Genomic DNA, 14,470 nt, shown 5'->3' with positions numbered 1-14,470 from the left:
CTCTTAACCTTCAGTAAGTACACCGTTAGCTTATAAAATTCGAGGAAGAAGGTGTTCAACTAACCATAAACGAGAGATCAAGAGTTCCCATTTATGGAAGTATCCCTTTATTGATAAATATGAATAAATGGTTCTTCTGCATCAACATCACGAACAATTAATGCTTCAGGGCCATATACGGAGGTAATGCTAACCTGCACAGAAGAGGTATTATTTGGCGGAAAATGTTCCATAACCTTCCCTGCAACAAATTGAGTGAAGCCGAGTGCTTCTGCTTCTCCATAAAACTGAATCGGAATCTCAATGCTTAAATTCTGCATTTCATCATTCACATAGAAAGCTCTTCCGACAACTCCATTAAAGTTAGGAAAATAATTTTCAATGTCCTGCTTAAAATAAGAAAATGCATCCGCTTCTGACTTATATTGCGTATCTGAGCTTGGGAATAAAATATATTTTTCATTAATCTCTTCCCAGTCCCCTATACTTTTGCTATCACCTGCAACCTTAGCATATGAAATAAAGTTTCCAGGAACAACAGAGGAGCTTTCTTTCTGCTCAAAAAGAGAAATAATGATTGGAACCTTTTCAAGTCCTTCCACTTCTCTAATTCTTTTTACTACCTCTATTGCAATTTTTTTCCCTTCTTTTTCAAGCTTTGTTCGATCTATTTTCAGTTCTTTTGCCGCTCCCTTTTCTACATAGGAATAGACTGAATTCATAGCCAAACCAATTGAAATTCCACCAAGCTTTAAACTATTATCATCGGTTTTCACTAAATAATCATGTTCGAGGATATGAGCTAAATAAATGGGCTCTTTGCCATTTTCCTCGCCAGCTGGATTTAACCCCTTTGCATTCTTGCTAGACTTTCTCCCAAGCCAATTGGTGATTAAACTGCTATCTAAATACTGGCCTTCTTGGAAAAAGTATTGTTCTGGATCATATGCATTTTGTGCAATTCGCATTAATCCTGTTTCAAATTCAGCAATGTCATAGCGGGTATTTAAATTATTTACAACCAATCCCCTTGCTTCAGAAGCTTTGAATGGAACAACTACCTTATAATAATCGTCAGAGATTTTATAATTTGGTATAATCGCTGTTTCTGTTGTATTACTATCTACGTCTTCTGTCTTTACTTCTTCTTCTTTATTAAAGTTAGGTGCACAAGCTGATAGGACTAATATTAGTCCAAGCACCATCATTACGTGTTTTTTCATTCACCAAACACACCTTTGTTCTTCAATTCTTCCATAAGTTTTTCCTCATCCCATACTTCAAGACCTAACTGTTCCGCTTTTGTTAATTTACTTCCTGCATCATTTCCTGCAATGACTAAATCTGTTTTCTTGCTGACACTTCCTGTTATTTTACCACCTAATAATTCAATTTGTTCTTTAGCTTCATTACGAGAAAGTTGTTCTAACTTTCCTGTTAAAACAATGGTTTTTCCAGCAAATACGGAATCAGCATCTTCTGTCGTTACTGGTAATGGACCCGTATATTCCATGTTAACACCATAGGTTTTAAGTTCATTGATTAATTCCAGCACTTCTTCCTGTTCAAAAAAAGTGACAATGGAGTCAGCCATTTTTTCGCCAATTTCATTAATAGCCGTTAACTCTTCTTTTGATGCTTTAACAAGCTGGTCCATATGTTTGAATTCCATTGCAATTGTTTTCGCTGCTTTTGCTCCCACATGTCTAATTCCTAAGCCAAACAACAGCCTCTCAAGGGAATTTTGCTTTGAAGCTTCTATTGCTTGCAATAAATTATTCACAGACTTTTCGCCCATTCTTTCTAATTGAATGAGTTGCTCATAATCTAATGTGTATAAGTCCGCAACATCTTCAATTAGTTTTTCAGAAAATAATTGGCTCACTACTCGCTCACCAAGCCCGTCAATATTCATAGCATTTCTAGAAACAAAGTGAATTAAGCCTTCCCTAATTTGCGCAGGACATTTTGGATTAATACAGCGCAATGCTACTTCTTCCTCTAATCGAACAAGTTCACTATTACATTCAGGACAATGAGTAGGCATTAGAAATTCTTCTTCTTCACCGGTTCTTTTTTCCACTAAAACATTCACTACTTCTGGAATAATATCACCAGCTTTTTTGACAACAACCATATCGCCGAGTCTAATATCTTTTTCCCGTATTAAGTCCTCATTATGTAGTGATGCTCTTTTCACCGTTGTTCCAGCAACCTTTACGGGTTCTAATACAGCAGTTGGCGTCACAACACCTGTTCTCCCCACATTCAGTTCAATGGCAAGAAGCTTTGTCATTACTTCCTCTGCGGGAAATTTGTATGCTATCGCCCATCTCGGACTTTTTGCAGTTGTTCCAAGCTGCTCTTGCTGAGCTAAACCGTCTACTTTTATTACAATTCCATCTATTTCATAGGGCAAGTGTGGACGTTTTTCCTGCCAGCCTTCAATATACTGTAAAACATCCTCAATTGTTTGACATTTTTTTCTTTCTTTGTTTGTTTTGAATCCAAGTGTATCGAGTAAATCCAGTCCTTCACTATGGGATTGAACACCTGTCTGACCAACATCCCCAATGGCATAAAGGAAGATATCCAAGTTTCGAGATGCCGCAATGCGTGGATCTAATTGACGTAAAGAACCAGCTGCAGCATTTCTAGGATTGGCAAATGGCTCTTCCCCATTTTCATCCTTTATTTTATTAAGTGCCTCGAAGGATTTTTTCGGCATAAATGCTTCGCCACGAACCTCTAAACTGACCGGTTGATTTAAACGTAGGGGAATAGAGCGAATCGTTTTCAGATTCGCCGTAATATCCTCTCCAGTTGTTCCATCCCCTCGCGTTGCTCCTTGTTCAAATAAGCCATTCTCATATCGAAGGGAAACAGCAAGCCCATCTATCTTTAATTCACAGACGTATGAAAAGTCTTCCCCAATAGCCGCACGAACCTTTCGATCAAAATCGCGTAAATCCGCCTCATTAAATGCATTCCCTAAGCTCAGCATCGGTTTTTGATGCTGAACCTTTGAGAACATATCCAGTATTTCTCCGCCAATTCGCTGTGATGGAGAATCATTTGTTCTTAAGCTCGGAAATTGTTCTTCCAAACGGATTAATTCATTTAATAATGCGTCATATTCCGCATCAGGAACAGAAGGATTGTCCAGAACATAATATTCATACCCATACTGATTTAATAAATTATGCAGTTCTTTAACTCGCTTCTCTGCAAGAGTTTGTTCCATATATCCTTTTCCTTTCCTTATCCTTTTTGAATCGGTGCAAATTTAGCTAATAGTCGTTTAATGCCTACTGGGCTTGGAAAAGCAATGTCTAGCTCTTTTGAATCGCCTTCTCCTTTAACACTAACAACCGTCCCAGTACCCCATTTACCATGGACTGCTTTATCGCCTACACTCCATCCGATTCCTTCTCCACCTGTTGCGACTGTAGCAGGACGGATAACTGCCTTTCTCGTTGGCTGCTGTTGGGAATAAGAAGTTCGAGAGCCGCTTTGTGCTGGTGACATTCTTTGTCTATTCGAAACAGGATTCACACCTTCAAGCAAATCTTCCGGAATTTCTTTTACAAACCGAGAAGGTGGATTCATATTGGTACGTCCAAATAAAGTTCTCATCTGGGCATTTGTTAAATACAATTGCTTCTCTGCCCGTGTAATTCCTACGTATGCAAGACGGCGTTCCTCTTCCATCTCTCCTTCTTCCATTAATGAACGAGAATGTGGGAAAACTCCTTCTTCCAAACCAATTAAGAAAACAATTGGGAATTCTAAACCTTTTGCAGAGTGCAATGTCATTAAAACAACAGAATCTGCTTGTTTTCCATCATCATCCAATTTATCAATGTCGGCAACCAATGCTAAATCTGTTAGGAAAGCAATTAATGATTTATCGTCATTAGCATCTTCAAAGTTTTTCGACACAGACATAAATTCTTCTATGTTTTCTAATCTACTTTGAGCTTCAATGGACTTTTCCGCTTTTAACATGTCTACATAGCCGGATTTATCAATAACTTCTTCGACAAGTTCTGTCACAGATAAATATTCCTGCATTCTTGTATAATTTTGAATTAAATCACGGAATTCACTTGCAGCCTTCGTAATCTTTGGACTTAAGCCAATTAATTCAACGGCCTCTAATGCTTGATACATGGACATATCATGCATTGCTGCGAAATTAGCGATTTTATCAACTGAACTAGAGCCAATTCCACGCTTTGGAACGTTAATGACCCGTTGGAAGCTAATATCGTCATCCGGATTTGCAATCAGACGAAGATAAGCAAGTGTATCTTTAATTTCCTTTCGATCGTAGAACTTTATACCTCCAACAATCGAATATTCAATATTTGACTTAAGAAGCATTTCCTCCATTACACGTGATTGTGCGTTTGTTCGATAAAGGATAGCTATATCCGATAAGTTAAGAGATGTTTCTCTTCTTAATTCTTGAATTTTCCCAATAACAAATTGCGCTTCCCCTTGCTCACTATCAGCTCGGTAATAGTATATCTTGTTGCCATCTTCATTTTCTGTCCATAAATTTTTATCTTTACGACCAGAATTATTGGCAATGACCTGATTCGCGGCTTGCAGAATTCGTTTTGTGGAACGATAGTTTTGTTCCAGCATTACTACTTTTGCATTTGGATAATCCTTTTCAAAAGAAAGGATGTTGGATATATCTGCACCACGCCATGCATAAATAGACTGATCAGAGTCCCCAACTACACAGAGATTGCGGAATCGGCTTGCTAAAAGTTTTACTAGCATATATTGTGATCTATTCGGTTGCGATAGGTAAGACTTTGAAGTAATCTCCATCTTTTCCCCCGCTTAGCACCGTACGTGAGACTTTCACCTCATACGGCGCCCCATCAACTACTAGCTCGTTACATTATCAATTACACAGTTTCCCACTTTTTTACGAAGAGTGTTAACTTTACTCAGTTGTTCTTCATTAAGATTCAGTACATTAAGATACTTATTAATGGTGTTTTCTTTTACCGCATGGATTAACTTATGAATTTCCTTACATATAAATATAAGGTTTCGATAAGCGTCTGTTCCGCCTAAATTTCTTGGCTTCTTATGATGAAGTTCCATTTCCCCAATAATTAAGTCTTTACCAGTTATTGCACATTTACCTAACTGTGCAATGTACTTGGAGAGTCGATTGTCATTGTATTCCATACTCTCAGATTTTATTGGGTTTTCCATCAAATAATGTACCATGAATGGCGATACAGCTTCTTGGCTATTATGAACCAAGATTCGACCACTTTCGGTATAAGAGTTTTTCTCCTGAGTAAAGTTCAAAGGGCTTTTGTGTTTCACCCCATCTATCGGGAATAAAATCATGCCACATGCAAAGAATTTCTTTTTATTAAGATAATCTTTATATGCTTTTTGAAAGAATGGTGTGATAACTCCCTTTGAACTCTTTGCTTTTTTAAGCTTGTTATACAGGATTCGTTTGACTGAGTAAGAAATTTCACTGAAATCCTTTGTCGTATGTGTCGCATACCGATAATAATTGTGAATTCCCAAGATAGTTGAGTTAAATTTAGTTACTTCAGCCTTATTCGGTTTTCTTCGAATAAATTCAGCTTTTGTTTTTATTTTCTCAATTACCTTGCGTCGTGATTTATCTGTCATATGCGATTTAACAACACGCTTTTTGCCTTTTGGTACTACTTTGAACTTAAACCCTAGAAACTCAGAATAGTTCTTACGTAAATTGACTACTCTCGATTTCTCATTGCTGATTTCAAGGCCTAATCTTTCCTTTAACCACTGCTTAGAAGATTCAAATATAATAAATGCGGTTTTGTGGTCTCGACAAAAGATTTTAAAGTCATCTGCATATCTTACAATAAACATTTCCTTTAACTTGGTATACCTTTTAAGGGTGGCGTATTTTACCGTTTGGTCAAACCGCTGTTTTCCACCAATTACACGTATCTTTGTGTAATCCTTTCTCGTCTTAATTGTTTCCCACTGATTACTTATCCACCAGTCGAATTCATTCAATACTACATTTGAAAGTAACGGAGAAAGAATTCCTCCCTGTGGAGTTCCCTTAGTAGGTTTCCCAATTCCTTTAACCTCAGCTTTGAGCATCTTACTTATAATCGAAAGAATACGTTTATCCCTAGTTCCAATCGTCCATAGTTGTTTAAGCAACTTCCCATGATCAACGTTATCGAAGAAACCTTTAATATCAACATCTACTACATAATGTAGTTTGTTTTTGTTTGCTAATGTTACAGCCCTTGAATATGCGTGGATTTGACTCCGATGAGGTCTGAATCCATAGCTATGTTTATGAAAGCGAGCCTCGCATATAGGTTCAAGAACTTGTAATAGGCATTGTTGAATAAGTCTATCTTCAATAGTAGGAATTCCTAAAGGACGAATGCCGCCATTTGGCTTTTGGATTTCCTTACGTTTCACTTTATGAGGTTTATAATCATCTAGGCGTTTTTTAACATATTGTACAAGCATATCAGGGCTTCTAAGTCCGATTTCGAATATAGTGTTTTGATTCACTCCCGCTGTCTTACTTCCCTTGTTTTTCTTGATGTTACGAAAAGCAAGTTTAACATTTGCAGGGTGTAGAACTAATTCATATAACTTATTAAAAGTTTTTCCTTCCGAACTTAGCTGATATAACTGGTCAAACATGTCTTGTGTGTTGTAATACTCATTGTTTCTCAGCTTTTGACTTTTTAACTTCTTCGGCTTCGCATGGGTTTCAGTCAATTACTCACCTCTTTACATTCCCAAATTGGGTTTGTAATTTCAGCTTTCATTTCTCTTAGTCATACTCGAACCTGAAATTTCTGTTTTAATAATGTCGTCTTCTAACAGTTGACTAATGGCTATCCCTCCACTGTTTGTTATAACAGTTTCTTTGGTACTGTGCCATTACCTTCACCGACATAAAAGAGGTTATACATATACACTTTCGACATATATGCTTTCCCTGCTACCGCTTCATAGAATGCAAACTCTCCACGTTATCGGCTTACCACGTTCCAAGAATCCTATCTGTTCATTCACAATCCGTAGGTGATTCCTCTAGCCCTGTTAGCTGGATGATGCCTGTAACATCATAAGGTATTTCATAAAGACAAATTTTACTCTACCTCACTAACCCCGACATGCGGGACTATCCGTTTCGAATAGCTATATCTCTAGAGCCGTACATTCGGAATTTCGTCAATAGATGGCTGTGACATCTAATTTCTCACCATAGATTGTCTTGTAGAACCCCGGTCTATCAGCCATACCCCCTGCCTCCAGAGAGCTTTCCTCGTCTTTCTCGTTAGGATGACCTTCAACCGACTTCACCGAGCTTATAACCCTCAAGTGTTTTGCACCACCTGAACGCTATTCGGAGGATTAGGCGAGCCTTTCAGGGCGTTACCCCATCATTCGACTCTTCAGATTCTTAGTTCTCCTAGCATTACGCTAGTGTCTAACCTTTTCAGTTAGAAACGTGTCGCACTATCCTGATACTCATCTACATGAATATATTGAAACTTACGTTGATAGTATTCTAAAACTTCTGGTACTCTTTGAAATAGATGGATTGTCTGCATGATTAAATCATCGAAATCCAAGGCTTGGTTTTTGCGCAAGCGTCTTTGATACTCTGTATATACATCACTAACAATTTGTGAAAAGTAATCGCCTGCAGTCTTCGCAAATTCTTCTGGAGTAACAAGCTCATTCTTTGAAGAACTAATACTTGCTAGAATAGCACGGGGATCATATTTCTTCGGATCAATGTTTCGGTCTTTCAGGATGCCTTTAATAACAGACTGCTGATCTGTTGTATCCAATATCGTAAAGTTTCGGTTATAGCCAATTCGATCAATATCTTTTCTTAATATCCGCACACACATCGAGTGAAAGGTTGATATCCATATATCCTCACTTGCTCCGCCTAAAACAGCTGCTATTCTCTGACGCATTTCCTTCGCCGCTTTATTTGTAAACGTAATTGCTAAGATATTGTATGGATTAACCCCCTTTTCCACCATAAGATAGGCAATTCTCTGTGTTAAAACTCGGGTTTTCCCACTTCCTGCACCTGCCATAATTAATAAAGGACCCTCTGTCGCTTTAACAGCTTCCTTCTGTTCTGGATTTAATCCATTTAGTATTTTATCTGTTAAAAATTGCATCTTTTCACCACCATAAGAACATATATTCTATTTTAACCTAGCTTCATTGGTTATTCAACGATAACTCTTTTTTATTTCGACCGTTCGCAATGCGGCAGATATGTCTGTGTAAATTATATTTCCGACAACAATTACATCTGCATAATTTGCCATTTCCTCAGCCTGTTCGACTGTTTCAATACCTCCACCATAGAACAGAATGGTTTTACTTAATTGACTCTTTGCAGCTTTTACAATCGAAGGTTCTCCATATGCTCCGCTATATTCCAAATAAAAAATGGGCAAATGAAACATCTTTTCTGCCATTAAGGCATATGCTGCGATATCTTCTTCGGATAATTCTGTCTGGGCATTTGTTAATTCCGCTACTTTACAGTCTTTATTTAACACACAGTAGCCTTGAATCAAAAATTCATCCCAATCCATAAGCTCGCCATATTCCTTCACTGCTTCATGGTGAAGACCAGTTATCCATTTTGTATCCCTGCTATTTAAAACAGTAGGAATAAAATATAAATCAAATCCGGGTGAAACCGAATCTATTGTTGACACTTCTAATATACAAGGAACAGTATAGCGACGAACACGCGCCATTAGATTTAGGACATTATCTAATGTTATGCCATCCGTTCCTCCAATGATGATTGCATCTGTACCAGATTCACATAAACGATCTAGCGCTTCATCTGAAATTTCCTTATTCGGGTCTAATTTAAATACATGACGCCATTCGCGCACATCATACATGCAAACTTCCTCCATTCTAACCTTTACATCATTTCATTATAGCATTAGATATTCCATCAAAAAAGAAATCCTTCCGTTTAACTGCTTGTAAATATTTCTTGGTGATTAGAAAAGCGGAGGACACCCGTTTAGGAGCGTGTGAGGTGGACCAACCTTTCCTCAGATATAGGAAAAAACATGGTCAACTCTAGTGAACCGATGTTGACTTATCGTAAGGAAAGGTTGTGAAGCCCATCAGCTTCTAGGTGCCCGGAGCTGGACACCAAATCAACTTCATAAACTTATGCTTTCTTAACTCTTAAAAGGAATGGAGGAAACCCCTCTCTTTTCTATTGGACGAAAAGGAGGAAGCAATTGTTTCATTTCTCACATAGTAAATTAATCATTGTTTTCATCAAAAACTGTCTAGAATTCAAAAATAAAAGGGTTGTCCCGAAAAAGAAAATCGTTCAGATTTAGTCTTTTTTGGGACAATCCCTTTCGCAATCTTATTCTTCTATTTTAGTTGGATCTTCTTTCTTAATTCGTGCTAACGCTAATTCATATGCATCATTTCCATAATTCAGGCAGCGTTTAACGCGGGATATAGTTGCAGTGCTTGCACCTGTTTCTTTTTCAATTGTATGATACGTATTTCCTTCCCTTAGCATTCTTGCTACTTCTAACCGTTGGGAAAGGGATTGAATTTCATTGACTGTACATAAGTCATCAAAAAACTGATAGCATTCTTCCAATGATTCAAGGGAGAGAATGGATTCAAATAATTGATCCAACTCTCTTCCTCTTAATTTATCAATTTGCATAGGAAACCTCCATTTTTTATCCATTATTTTTATCAAAGGCAACATTTTTAATAATCAGCCTTACCAATAGTCAATCATTATTTCAACGTTACGGCGCTCTTTAGTCCAGGAGTCGAAGGGATTATATTAATCCACGTTTTCCCAGGTACAAAACCTACCTGTTTATCTCCTTTAAATGGGAGAAGTCTTCCTTCAACATTTTCCCAATGAACTTCCTGCCATTTTCCTTGCTGCAACAAATAGGCGTTGCCGCCAGATGTTAAATCAATTTCTTTTCTTCCTTTATTATCAATAACCTTATGACTAGTTTCAATTATAAACACATTATCTACTGCCACGGATGCATTTGTTTCATAATCAACTGTTTGTTCCCCATTAGAGAATCGAATATATTTCTGGATATCATCTTCATATAAAAACTGTGAATTAAAGCTTGGATTCGTACCATAATTAATAGTGACAGAGGTTGCCTCTTCGCCCTCTATTTCCTCTAATTCTTTTGTTTTTAAAAATAGTAATGGTTCTGGTGCTCCTGATAACGAATAATTATTCTCCTTTGCACCCTTCTCAATGTTGGCAAAGCTTATGTAAGAATTATGTGGAGCAACTCGATCAGAGGACCTTTTAAAGAGGGTTCCATCATACTCCATACCGTTTAAATTATCAATATAACCGTTTGTAAGCAGTTTTTTTGCTTCTGGACTATAGCCATGTGCAATATACAAACTATTATAACCCTTTGCAAGCTCGATATAATAGTCTCGTGAACTACGGACAGGCCCAACTACTGTAGGCTTTGTACTTTGAAAAACCGCTAGAAACCGAGTAACTTCACCTTCTGCTAATACTTCATACACAATATCTGCATCTGTCAGTCCTGTTTGTGGTCTTGCATCAGGATGATTATTAACCATAACAGTAACTGCACGGTCTGTACTTTCTGTATTGCTAGGCAAACCAGTTAATGGATATAAAGTAGCAAGGTCTGTTAATCCCTCTTCTTCCTTAGCACCATTGCCGGTTTGATTACCATTATGTTTTCCTACATCCTTCGGTTCGCTGTTGCAGGCCGTTAAGGTAAGAAGCAGAAATAGAAAAACAAACCATCTTTTCTTCATAGTCCCCTCCTAGTAATCCATCAACATGATGTTAAATGGTCTGTGTCGTTTATAACATCTACTCCCTTTAAGGGAGTAGATCCTTACTTATTTAATATATCAGAATATTCTAATTAAACAATAGAACTCTTTTATATTTTAACGCATTATCGCTGGAAAGAGTATACTTTTATTCATTACATCAAATAAACCTTTTTGCGTAATCCGAATATATGGCAAATGGGTAGAGGTGAAAAACACAATGGTGTAGATAGGATCCTCATACTGGTAGCCTCTATCTTTAATATACTGCAGTAATTCCTTCTCTTTTTTAATAAGCTCCTCCATTGGCATAGCAGCCATCATTCCTCTTAATGGCAATGGAATTTCAATGTCTACCTTTCCGTTTTTCACTAGAACAATGCCTCCACCTATCTCCTTTAAGCGATTAAATGCGGTTATCATATCAGCATGGCTTTTTCCTAATAAAACTATATCTCCATCTCCTGTATAAGAGCTAGCCATTCCGCCAATTTCCTTTGTAAATCCCTTCAATAAAGTGTTTATTCGCCATTCTCCCTCTCGATCTAAGAGCATAAAATAACATTCATCGTGTTCCTCTGTAAGAATTGCATCAGAAACGTTAATCGAGATGGAATATGGTTTGGTAATCACTGCATTCTCTAATCTTATTCCAAAGGGCATCGAAAATTGCATGTCAAGGCTATTTACATTCCATTTTATATCAAGGGGGGTTAAATTAAATTGCTCCCACTCAACCGTTGGATAAGCTTCCTTTATTTCTTTTCCATCTTTCTTCACCCAAATTCCTTTGGCTAACACAGAGAGAGGCGTTGGATTATCTTTCGCCTTCAGTAAGTTGATATTCGCAACTCTCCCTGTTGCAATGTTGCCATGTAAATGTTCAATTCCATGAAAGTTAGCGATATTAATGGTTGCCATATTATAAGCATCTACTAATGGTACACCATGATTCATTGCTATTCGAATGAGTTGATCAATATGCCCCTTTTCGTAAAAGGAGGACGGAGATCCGTCTGTTGTTAGCATTAAACGATCATACTGATCAATTCCCAATTCTTTCATTTCCTTTAGCAGTTTAGGCAAATCTGGTCGGATAGAAGAGTACCTAAGACTTACTTTATACCCTTGAAGCAAACGATTCAGCACCTCTTTCCCTGTCATTGCTTCATGATCACTATCTACTCCCAGAAGCATTAATTTTGCGAGCGTTTTCTCAGATGCTCCCGGAAAATGTCCCTCGATTCGCTTTCTCAGACGCTTTGTCTCCTGCATCCAGTGAAGCATCATATCATCACCGTCTAAAAGTTTCGGCCAGCCTGTTAATTCTCCACCTTGAATTACTGCATCATTCTCTATCCAACTTTTTACATTTCCATGGGAAAAAACTTGCTCTTCATCTTGTAGCTCTGTTTGTGCATCATATCTACTCCACCATAATATCGTAGATGGAATGTCCTTCATAAAGTTCAAAAAAGTAAACGCTTTCTTTTTTTCTAACTGCATAGCCAAAACAAGGTTATCATTCACATATGTAGTTGTACCAAATTGTGATGTATATTGGGCTAAGGTTAGGGGATTATATATTTGAAAAGGATGAGCATGTGGTTCTATATATCCTGGAACTAAAAAAAGTTCTGTGCAATCAACAATTTCTGCTTGATCTATTCGGATGGGCATGTCATTGCCCACATAAATGATTCTATCTTGATATATCCAGATATTTGCTATAAGCCACTTGCGTAATATCTGATTTAAATAAGTTGCATTTTTTAGAATGATTGTGGGGGATTTTTCACCATTCAAAATGGATACATGGTCACGCAAAACTTTGTTTTTCCATCGATATCGCTGAGCTAACACTACGCTTCCTCCCTTTTCATGGTCTGTCTCATGTATATAAAAAATGGAACGATTTCTCTTTGAATATATTAGGAATTGCTATGTAATTTCCTAAGATTAACATTATTTTACCATATAAAATATTAATTCATATTACTGTTTTGTTAAATTTATGTAGGAGGAACGAAACTTATGAATCCAAAACAAAATATAAGTTTAATTAATGCGCTTATTCGTATTACTTGTGGTTGTGCATTCCTTGCATGGAGCACGGCAAAAATGACGAAGAAGCCTTATCGACAATCATATTTTCTAATTGCATTGCTAGCTGGGATGAAAATCGCAGAAGGTATCGTCCGTTATTGTCCATTAGTTGCGCTTTATGGAAAAAAGGATGAAATGATGCCTAAATTCCAGCACAAACACACGCAAAATCAAAGCTCTCACAGTCCATCACCATCTTCCCACGATTCCGAGGCAAAAGATTCTTCTTCCTCTCATGGAGTTGCAGAAATGATGGAACAGTTTAGTCCAGAGAAAATATTTTCTCCAGACGATATGAAAAAATAAAACATTGCTATGGGCTATCCAATATATCGGATGGCCTTTATCTTGTTTATGTTTAGGAATGCCTTAAGGTGGTAAATGCAATAACATAAAATGAACGAAGGAGTTGATAAAATGGCAAATCCAAAAAATCCATTGGATCTATATTATAATGATGAATTTCCAAAACAATATCAGGAGCCTCCTGGTGTACAAGCTAAAATGGATCCCCAGCCTGATTGTGGGGAAACAAGCTATAAGGGCTCTGGAAGATTAAAAGGACGAAAATCATTAGTAACTGGTGGCGATTCTGGCATTGGTCGTGCAGCCGCCATTGCTTATGCCCGTGAAGGTGCTGATGTAGCCATTAATTACTTACCAGCTGAACAAGAAGATGCTGATGAAGTAAAGAAATTAATCGAAGCAGAGGGACAAAAGGCAGTGCTGATACCTGGAGACTTAAGTGATGAGAGCTTCTGTAAAGAATTAGTGGATAAAGCTTATCAGGAATTAGGTGGACTAGACGTATTAGCTTTAGTAGCCGGAAAACAACAGGCTGTTGATGATATTCTAGATTTATCAACAGAGCAGCTCCGAAAAACCTTTGAAGTAAACGTATTTTCTTTATATTGGGTAGTGAAAGCGGCACTTCCATACTTGCCAAAGGGAGCTTCTATTATCACAACCTCCTCTGTTCAAGGCTATAATCCAAGTCCAAACTTATTAGATTATGCCCCATCCAAATTCGCCATTAACGGCTTTACTCGAGGCCTTGCCAAACAATTGACTTCTAAAGGAATCCGAGTAAATTCTGTTGCACCAGGCCCTATTTGGACAGCCTTACAAATTACAGGTGGACAGCCAAGTGAAGCTATTCCTTCATTCGGCCAGCAAGCACCTTTGAAACGTGCTGGACAGCCAGTTGAATTATCAAGTACTTATGTATTTCTGGCATCTGATGAATCTAGCTATGTTACTGCTCAAATATATGGTATTACCGGTGGGATTGAATTGGCTTAATTTTAAATGGAGGAAGTGTCTCAGTTACCTAGAGGTTGGATTTTTTATGTTGTCTGGCTTAGAGAAGGAGTCTCTGTTACCTCGAAGACGGCTTTTGCTTGAATTTGGGCTCAGAGACGACTCCTCTGTTACCTCGAAGACGGCTTTTGCTTGATTT

9 protein-coding genes and 2 pseudogenes are annotated in these 14,470 nt (G+C 37.6%); 2 read left to right on the top strand and 9 right to left on the bottom strand.

From position 1 onward, the window contains the following. Positions 1-107: 107 nt before the first annotated feature. The 9 genes and pseudogenes from ADJ83_RS20420 to ADJ83_RS20380 form a co-directional block, all read right to left on the bottom strand. Complete coding sequence (locus ADJ83_RS20420; protein ID WP_031538086.1) at positions 108-1,223, bottom strand: CamS family sex pheromone protein; 1,116 nt, start codon at positions 1,221-1,223, stop codon at positions 108-110. Further along, positions 1,220-3,244: an NAD-dependent DNA ligase LigA gene (ligA, locus tag ADJ83_RS20415; RefSeq protein WP_048718930.1), complete on the bottom strand. Its 2,025-nt coding sequence runs from the start codon at positions 3,242-3,244 to the stop codon at positions 1,220-1,222. Before ligA ends, ADJ83_RS20420 begins: the two co-directional genes overlap by 4 nt. 17 nt (positions 3,245-3,261) lie before the next feature. Beyond that, positions 3,262-4,809, bottom strand: a pseudogene (locus tag ADJ83_RS20410) (3'-5' exonuclease); the annotation flags it as partial. Positions 4,810-4,905: 96 nt separating this feature from the next. Continuing rightward, the gene (gene ltrA, locus ADJ83_RS20405) at positions 4,906-6,708 is read right to left on the bottom strand and encodes a group II intron reverse transcriptase/maturase (RefSeq protein WP_082169300.1); all 1,803 of its coding nucleotides are present in this window, start codon (positions 6,706-6,708) and stop codon (positions 4,906-4,908) included. 824 nt (positions 6,709-7,532) lie between these two features. Further along, positions 7,533-8,216: pseudogene (locus ADJ83_RS20400) on the bottom strand (UvrD-helicase domain-containing protein); the annotation flags it as partial. A gap of 54 nt (positions 8,217-8,270) precedes the next feature. Next, a complete protein-coding gene (locus ADJ83_RS20395) occupies positions 8,271-8,963 on the bottom strand; it encodes a heptaprenylglyceryl phosphate synthase (RefSeq protein WP_031540067.1) in 693 nt (230 codons plus the stop codon). 488 nt (positions 8,964-9,451) lie between these two features. Beyond that, positions 9,452-9,766, bottom strand: coding sequence for a YerC/YecD family TrpR-related protein (locus ADJ83_RS20390; RefSeq protein WP_031540068.1), 315 nt, complete (start codon positions 9,764-9,766; stop codon positions 9,452-9,454). 77 nt (positions 9,767-9,843) lie between these two features. Continuing rightward, positions 9,844-10,884, bottom strand: a complete 1,041-nt coding sequence (locus ADJ83_RS20385) for a DUF3048 domain-containing protein (protein ID WP_048718926.1) — start codon at positions 10,882-10,884, stop codon at positions 9,844-9,846. 138 nt (positions 10,885-11,022) lie between these two features. Next, positions 11,023-12,768, bottom strand: coding sequence for an adenine deaminase C-terminal domain-containing protein (locus ADJ83_RS20380; protein ID WP_048718924.1), 1,746 nt, complete (start codon positions 12,766-12,768; stop codon positions 11,023-11,025). A gap of 171 nt (positions 12,769-12,939) precedes the next feature. Here ADJ83_RS20380 and ADJ83_RS20375 point away from each other — a divergent pair, with 171 nt between their 5' ends. Beyond that, positions 12,940-13,317: a YgaP-like transmembrane domain gene (locus ADJ83_RS20375; protein WP_065429138.1), complete on the top strand. Its 378-nt coding sequence runs from the start codon at positions 12,940-12,942 to the stop codon at positions 13,315-13,317. A gap of 111 nt (positions 13,318-13,428) precedes the next feature. Further along, a complete protein-coding gene (locus ADJ83_RS20370) occupies positions 13,429-14,313 on the top strand; it encodes an SDR family oxidoreductase (RefSeq protein WP_048718922.1) in 885 nt (294 codons plus the stop codon). The last annotated feature ends 157 nt before the right edge of the window (positions 14,314-14,470 follow it).

The organism is Bacillus sp. 522_BSPC, assembly GCF_001076885.1.
Lineage (GTDB): Bacteria > Bacillota > Bacilli > Bacillales > Cytobacillaceae > Niallia > Niallia hominis.
This window is presented reverse-complemented; position numbering and strand designations above follow the sequence as displayed.

Bases quoted from the DNA above. Each gene is read 5' to 3' on its own strand.
- ligA (WP_048718930.1), bottom strand. From the start codon at position 3,244: ATGGAACAAACTCTTGCAGAGAAGCGAGTTAAAGAACTGCATAATTTA.
- ADJ83_RS20395 (WP_031540067.1), bottom strand. From the start codon at position 8,963: ATGTATGATGTGCGCGAATGGCGTCATGTATTTAAATTAGACCCGAAT.
- ADJ83_RS20385 (WP_048718926.1), bottom strand. From the start codon at position 10,884: ATGAAGAAAAGATGGTTTGTTTTTCTATTTCTGCTTCTTACCTTAACG.
- ADJ83_RS20390 (WP_031540068.1), bottom strand. From the start codon at position 9,766: ATGCAAATTGATAAATTAAGAGGAAGAGAGTTGGATCAATTATTTGAA.
- ADJ83_RS20420 (WP_031538086.1), bottom strand. From the start codon at position 1,223: ATGAAAAAACACGTAATGATGGTGCTTGGACTAATATTAGTCCTATCA.
- ltrA (WP_082169300.1), bottom strand. From the start codon at position 6,708: ATGTTTGACCAGTTATATCAGCTAAGTTCGGAAGGAAAAACTTTTAAT.
- ADJ83_RS20375 (WP_065429138.1), top strand. From the start codon at position 12,940: ATGAATCCAAAACAAAATATAAGTTTAATTAATGCGCTTATTCGTATT.
- ADJ83_RS20370 (WP_048718922.1), top strand. From the start codon at position 13,429: ATGGCAAATCCAAAAAATCCATTGGATCTATATTATAATGATGAATTT.